The sequence below is a fragment of the Serratia sp. MMO-28 genome, from assembly GCF_037199905.1.
Taxonomy (GTDB): Bacteria; Pseudomonadota; Gammaproteobacteria; order Enterobacterales; family Enterobacteriaceae; genus Chania; species Chania oryzae.
In genome coordinates, this window is sequence record NZ_JBBCVB010000042.1 from 38301 (window position 1) to 44999 (window position 6699).

The 6699-nt window shown below is 56.0% G+C and carries 5 protein-coding genes; all 5 read left to right on the forward strand.

The features are described 5' to 3' along the window. The first annotated feature begins 290 nt into the window (after positions 1–290). The 5 genes from WG891_RS24725 to WG891_RS24745 all read left to right on the forward strand — a co-directional run bounded on the left by WG891_RS24725 (position 291) and on the right by WG891_RS24745 (position 6561). Positions 291–896 (forward strand): ankyrin repeat domain-containing protein, encoded by a 606-nt coding sequence (locus tag WG891_RS24725; RefSeq protein ID WP_337261365.1) that lies wholly within the window; start codon positions 291–293, stop codon positions 894–896. Positions 897–998: 102 nt separating this feature from the next. Continuing rightward, positions 999–1811, forward strand: coding sequence for a DUF2877 domain-containing protein (locus WG891_RS24730; protein WP_337261364.1), 813 nt, complete (start codon positions 999–1001; stop codon positions 1809–1811). Further along, positions 1789–3336: an acyl-CoA synthetase FdrA gene (gene fdrA, locus WG891_RS24735; protein ID WP_337261363.1), complete on the forward strand. Its 1548-nt coding sequence runs from the start codon at positions 1789–1791 to the stop codon at positions 3334–3336. The genes WG891_RS24730 and fdrA overlap by 23 nt, the downstream gene beginning before the upstream one ends. Continuing rightward, complete coding sequence (locus tag WG891_RS24740; protein WP_337261362.1) at positions 3336–4754, forward strand: DUF1116 domain-containing protein; 1419 nt, start codon at positions 3336–3338, stop codon at positions 4752–4754. The genes fdrA and WG891_RS24740 overlap by 1 nt, the downstream gene beginning before the upstream one ends. Positions 4755–5010: 256 nt before the next feature. After that, entirely contained in the window at positions 5011–6561 is a 1551-nt protein-coding gene (locus WG891_RS24745; protein WP_076942966.1) for a xanthine permease, read from the forward strand. Positions 6562–6699 lie beyond the last annotated feature (138 nt).

The following is a 6699-nucleotide window of genomic DNA, read 5'->3' on the forward strand; positions in this document are numbered from 1 at the left end:
GTGTTACAACTGGTTTGAGGAAGCTCACACTTCTGATCATTTGTTTGAAGCCAGATGTGGCAAGCGATGAGAGCCCACCGATCGCAGAGAGATTTACCCTGGCAAAAAAGTGAAAACAGCGAAGAAAGCCTGCGCTGTCGCACGCTCTGCTCTGATTGTTGAATACTATTCAACAATGTTTCCCTTTGCGATGAATGATTTTTAAGCGGATGTTTTTCTTTTGTGTCTGTTGCTATTCTCAGTGGCAGTGAAAAGTATCAAAAGCCCACAATAAAAGAGGGAGCCAGAATATGTCTGACCAAGAATTGCTGACTGAATTTCTTTTTGCTGCGGAACAAGGTGACACCGACGCGGTGAAAAAATGTCTGGCCGCCGGTGTAGATATTAATGCCACTAACCGCCAGGGCCGAACCGCTATTACGCTGGCCAGCCTGAATAAACATTACGACTGCGTGGCATTATTAATCTCTGCGGGGGCCGATATTAATAAGCAGGATCAAACCTGTTTTAATCCTTTCTTGATTAGCTGTTTAAATAATGATTTAACGCTGCTGCGTTTGGTATTGCCAGCCAAACCAGATTTGGATCGTTTAACCCGCTTCGGTGGCGTAGGGATCACTCCTGCCAGTGAGAAGGGCCACGTTGAGATTGTCCGTGAATTATTAACGCATACCGATATCAACGTTAACCACACCAATTTTGTCGGCTGGACGCCGCTGCTGGAAGCGATTGTGCTTAATGACGGCGGGGCCAAACAGCAGGAAATCGTTAAATTACTGCTTGATCATGGCGCCAATCCTCATATGACCGATAAGTACGGCAAGTCTCCGCTGACGCTGGCGCGGGAAAAAGGCTATCACCCGATCGCTGAGTTGCTGGTCGCCGCTGGCGCATAATAAAGGAGAAACGCTATCGCACCGCCACTCAGGCAGTGCATTACGGCGCTATCGGCGGAGGGAGCATTCCCCCGCCAGCGGCTAAACGGGTATGTCGAACAGGTGTTTGCCCGTGCGGTCAACCTGTTCGTTCCAGAGCAGCAGATGCTCTACACGTTATTAAGCGATGAATACGATAACGCCCCTAATAGTTGCCGCATAGCGCTCCAGCACTGCGACAAGGTATTTAGCCCCGGTGAACGGGTGCAGTTTTCACCTGCTGGCATTGAAATTGGCCAGAATAAGTGGATTGATTTTTCCCACTGCCAGTTATGGCAACAGCCTGAATACGTTTTAACGGCTGAACGCATAAAATATATTAACTGGCAGCGATGGGGGGAATGGATTAATCAGCACGCCACATCCGGTAATTCACTTTTTCATTACCGTGGAGGGAATATATTTCATCGGGAAATTGCAAGATTATTACAGCAGCATCGTGACGCATTATTCATGGCCGTGCGGCGGAATGAAAAGCCTGACGAGGCGATACATTCCCTTATTGGCTTAGGCATTGGCCTGACGCCTTCCGGCGATGATTATCTGGTGGGGCTGTGCGTGATATTGCTTATTCCTGGCCATCCGGCACAAAAATATCGCGAGAGTTTTATTGCCGCGTTGGCCAATGCGCGGGAGAAAACCACGCTGTTGAGCGCAATAACTTTAGCGGCGGCCATCAAGCAGCGCTATCGGCAGGTGATGAGCAACCTGGTCGCCAAAATAGTGCATGACGATTGCCACCGTATTATTCACACCATTAACGAGATTAAAAAGATCGGCTCAAGTTCAGGTTACGACATGCTGCACGGCATGGCGGATGCCTGCCTCTTGACCTCATATTTTGGAGAAAAATATGCCCATCAGGATCATGGTTAAAAAGAACACCTGGTTTGATTCCGTTTCACTGATGTCGATTTCGACTAAAGCCAACAAACTGGACGGAGTTGAGCAGGCGTTTGTGGCGATGGCCACCGAGATGAACAAAGGCGTGCTGCAGAACCTGGGGTTGTTAACCCCGGAGCTGGAAGAAGCCAAAAACGGCGATCTGATGATCGTCATCAAAGGGGCCAGCGAGGAGGCTAACCAAGCCACGCTGCAGGCGATTGAAGCGTTATTCACCCATAAAGAGCAAGGCACCCGCCATGAGGCGCGCTACGCCACCTTGGCCAGCGCCAAGGCCCATATCCCGGAGAGCAACCTGGCGGTAATTGCGGTAAACGGCCTGTATGCGGCGCGCGAAGCTCGCCAGGCGCTGGAGAACAATCTTAACGTGATGTTGTTTTCCGATAACGTCTCGATTGACGATGAGCTGGCGCTGAAACAGTTGGCGCATGAAAAAGGGCTCCTGATGATGGGGCCAGACTGCGGCACCGCAATCATCAACGGCGCGGCGCTCTGCTTTGGCAACGCCGTGCGCCGGGGCAACATCGGCATCATCGGCGCGTCCGGCACCGGCAGCCAGGAATTGAGCGTACGCATCCATGAATTTGGCGGTGGCATTTCGCAGCTGATTGGCACCGGCGGGCGCGATCTGAGCGAAAAGATCGGCGGCCTGATGATGCTCGACGCTCTGCAAATGCTGGAAGAAGACAGCGAAACTGCGGTGATTGTATTGATCTCCAAGCCGCCAGCGCCTGCGGTGGCGCACAAAGTGTTGGAACGTGCCCGCGCCTGCCGCAAGCCGGTGGTGGTCTGTTTCCTCGGCCACAACGCGCCGCCTGCCGACGAAGATGGGCTGCAGTTTGCCCGCGGCACCAAAGAGGCCGCGCTAAAAGCGGTGCTGCTCACCGGTATCAAGCAAGAATCGCTCGATCTCCACCCGCTCAACTGGCCGCTGATTGAAGAAGTGCGCGCCAAACTGACGCCGCAGCAAAAATACATTCGCGGCCTGTTCTGCGGCGGCACCCTGTGCGATGAGGCGATGTTTGCCGCCTTGGAAAAATACAGCGACGTTTACAGCAATATTCAACCCGATCCGGCGATGCGCCTGAAAGATCTGAACCAGAGCATAGCGCACACCTTCCTCGATTTTGGCGATGACGATTTCACCAACGGCAAACCGCACCCGATGATCGATCCCACCAATCGCATCAGCCGTCTGCTGCAAGAAGCGCGCGATCCTGAAGTTGGCGTGATCGTGATGGACTTTGTGCTCGGCTTTGGTGCCCACGAAGATCCGGTGGGGGTGATGATCGACGCAATCAAAGAGGCCAAGGCGATTGCCGCCCGCGAGCAGCGGCCGCTGGAGATCCTCGGTTATGTGCTGGGGACCGATCTTGATACGCCATCGCTGCAACAGCAGTGCCAGATGCTCACGGACGCGGGGGTGATCTGGGCGAGCAGCAGCACCAATACCGGGCTACTGGCGCGTGAGTTTGTCTGTAAAGGGGAGAAAGCCTGATGAGCCATACGTTATTTAACCAACCGCTGAACGTGATCAATGTGGGTCTTGCGATGTTCAGCGACGATCTCAGAAAACAGCACGTTCCGGTAACCCATCTGGACTGGACGCCGCCGGGCCAGGGCAACGTGGCGGTGATCGCCGCGTTGGACCAGATCGCCGCGCCACATCTTGCCGACAAGATCGCTGCGGCTAACCAATTGGCGCTGGAGCGTATTATTCAGTCGCACCCGGTGCTGGTGGGTTACGACCAGGCGATTAACGTGGTGCCGGGCATGACGCGCCACACCATTTTGCACGCAGGGCCACCGATTAGCTGGGAAAAGATGTGCGGTGCTATGAAAGGGGCGGTGACCGGGGCGCTGGTGTTTGAAGGGCTGGCTGCCAATCTGGACGACGCGGCCAAGCTGGCGGCCTCCGGCGAAATCATCTTTTCGCCGTGCCATGAGCATGACTGCGTGGGTTCCATGGCGGGCGTGACTTCCGCATCGATGTTTATGCACATCGTCGAGAACAAAACCTACGGCAACCGTGCTTATACCAACATGAGCGAGCAGATGGCGAAGATCCTGCGCATGGGGGCCAACGACCAGAGCGTGATTGACCGCCTGAACTGGATGCGCGATGTGCAAGGCCCGATGCTGCGCGACGCCATGAAATTGGCAGGGGAGATCGATCTGCGGCTGATGCTGGCTCAGGCGCTGCATATGGGCGACGAGTGCCATAACCGCAACAACGCGGGGACGTCGCTGCTGATCCAGGCGCTGACGCCGTGGATCATTCAGACCGGTTACCCGGTTGAGCAACAGCGTGAAGTGTTCGACTTTGTCGCCAGCAGCGATTACTTCTCCGGCCCGACCTGGATGGCGATGTGCAAAGCGGCGATGGATGCGGCACACGGCATTGAGTACAGCACCGTGGTGACCACCATGGCGCGCAACGGCGTCGAGTTTGGTCTGCGCATCAGCGGGCTGCCGGGCCAGTGGTTTACCGGCCCGGCACAGCAGGTGATCGGCCCGATGTTTGCCGGGTATAAAGAGGAAGACTCCGGGCTGGATATCGGCGACAGCGCGATTACCGAAACCTACGGCATTGGCGGCTTTGCCATGGCGACGGCGCCAGCGATTGTGGCGTTGGTGGGTGGCACGGTGGATGAGGCGATCGACTTCTCCCGCCAGATGCGCGAGATCACCCTGGGCGAAAACCCCAACGTCACCATTCCACTGCTGTCGTTTATGGGGATCCCGACGGCGATCGATATCACCAAGGTGGGCAACAGCGGCATTCTGCCGGTGATTAACACCGCCATCGCGCATAAAGATGCTGGGATCGGCATGATCGGCGCCGGGATTGTGCACCCGCCGTTTGCCTGTTTTGAGCAGGCGTTGCTGAGTTATCGCGATCGCTACTGCTCATAACCCCGTCGTCTTTCAAGCCGCAGCGTTGTTACCTGCGCTAACTCACCCCAGTCACTTACCTGAGTAAGATCCTGGGGATGAGTTAGCTTGGTGCCTAGCTGCAACTTGAAATCCATAGGGGATAACAATAACAGGGGCTATACGTGAGCCCCAAGGTAGCAAACCAACACCAGAACCAGAATGTTGTTCACCTGCAGGACCGATAGCGATCCCGTGGATCGTAGAGCGTGTTTTAACGACCTGTGAAGGATAGTCCATGAACAGAATAAAATTAGAATGGAAACGCGGTGACTGGGCGGCCTACTTCGGGCTGATGACCAATAACCTGACCAACCTGCTCACCATGATGGGTCTGCTCATCTTTGTGGTGGGTATTCCAAAAGAGATTGTGTATGGGCGCATCGCACCCGCCTTCGGGCTGGCGGTGCTGACGGCCAGCATCTGCTACACCTGGTTTGGCCTGCAAATGGCGCGCCAGACCGGGCGCACCGATGTCACCGCGCTGCCGTCTGGCCCCAGCGCGCCGTCGATTTTTACCGTCACCTTTCTGGTGCTGATGCCGGTTTATCAGCAGACCGGCGATGCTAACTTCGCCATTCAGATTGGCCTGGTGTGGTGCTTTGTCGAAGCGCTGATCCTGGTGGGCGGCTCATTCCTTGGCGAAACCATCCGCAAGATGATCCCACGCACCGTGCTGCTCTCCTGCCTGTCCGGCCTGGGGCTGCTGCTGCTGGCGATGAACCCGATGCTGCAGGCGTTCGAAGCGCCGACCGTCTCGTTTATCGTGCTGCTGCTGATCTTTATCAACTGGTTTGGCAAAAAGCCGATCTTCGCGCGTATCCCTACCGGCTTGCTGTTGCTGTTGGCCGGTACCGCGCTGGCGTGGATCTCGGGCCTGCAAAGCCCGGAAGCGATTAAGGCATCGATGTCTTCCTTTGGCTTCAACCCGCCAGGGGTGCACGTCGACAGCTTCCTGCAGGGCCTGCCACACGCGCTGCCGTACCTGGCTTCCGCCGTTCCTCTGGGGTTAGCGAACTACATCTTTGACCTGGAGAACATCGAGAGTGCGCACGCGGCGGGGGACAACTACAACACCCGCAAAGTGATGATGGCCAACGGCCTTTCTTCAATGCTCGGCTGCCTGATGGGTAACCCGTTCCCAGTGACCGTTTACGTGGGTCACGCCGGTTGGAAAGCGATGGGGGCCAGCATTGGCTACACGCTGGCTTCTGGCGTCACCATGTTTATCGTGCCGTTATTCGGGCTGGGGGCCTTTATGCTGGCGGTGATCCCGATGACCGCGATTGTGCCGATTCTGGTGTTTATCGGCGTGGTCACCGCTAACCAAGTGGTGAGGGAAACGCCGAAAGTGGAGGTGCCGGTGATCTTCATCTGCCTGTTCCCGTGGATCGCCAACTGGGCGCTGACCATGGTCAACAGCGTGATGGGGGCGGCTGGCACCTCGGCCGCTAAACTGGGTGCCGAGCTGTTGCACAGCAAAGGCGTGTATTACCAAGGGTTGGTACATCTGGGGAACGGTGCGCCGCTTGCCAGCATGCTGTGGGGCTGTATCGCCATTTTCGCCATCATGAATAAACCGCTGCGCGGTGCGATCGCGGCAGCAACCGGCGCGCTGCTGGCGTTATTCGGTGTGATCCACTCGCCAATGGTCGGCTTTGCGGAAGGTAACTCGTTACTGTTCGTGGTGGCTTACCTGATGATGGCGGGCATGTTTGTGGTGAAACATTTCCTCGATAGCCGTGAGGAGGCACCTGCGGTAGCCCCGGAGCCTAGCAAGACTGCGTAATTTCAGTAGTTCCCCCCCCTCACCCCAGCCCTTGTATGTTTGTAGTTGATGTAAAAAGATAGGTTGTACCGTGTTCTTACCCGGCGTGGCAGCACGTACGCCCTCTGGGACACCAAGCCCGTGGGAGAGCTTATTGCG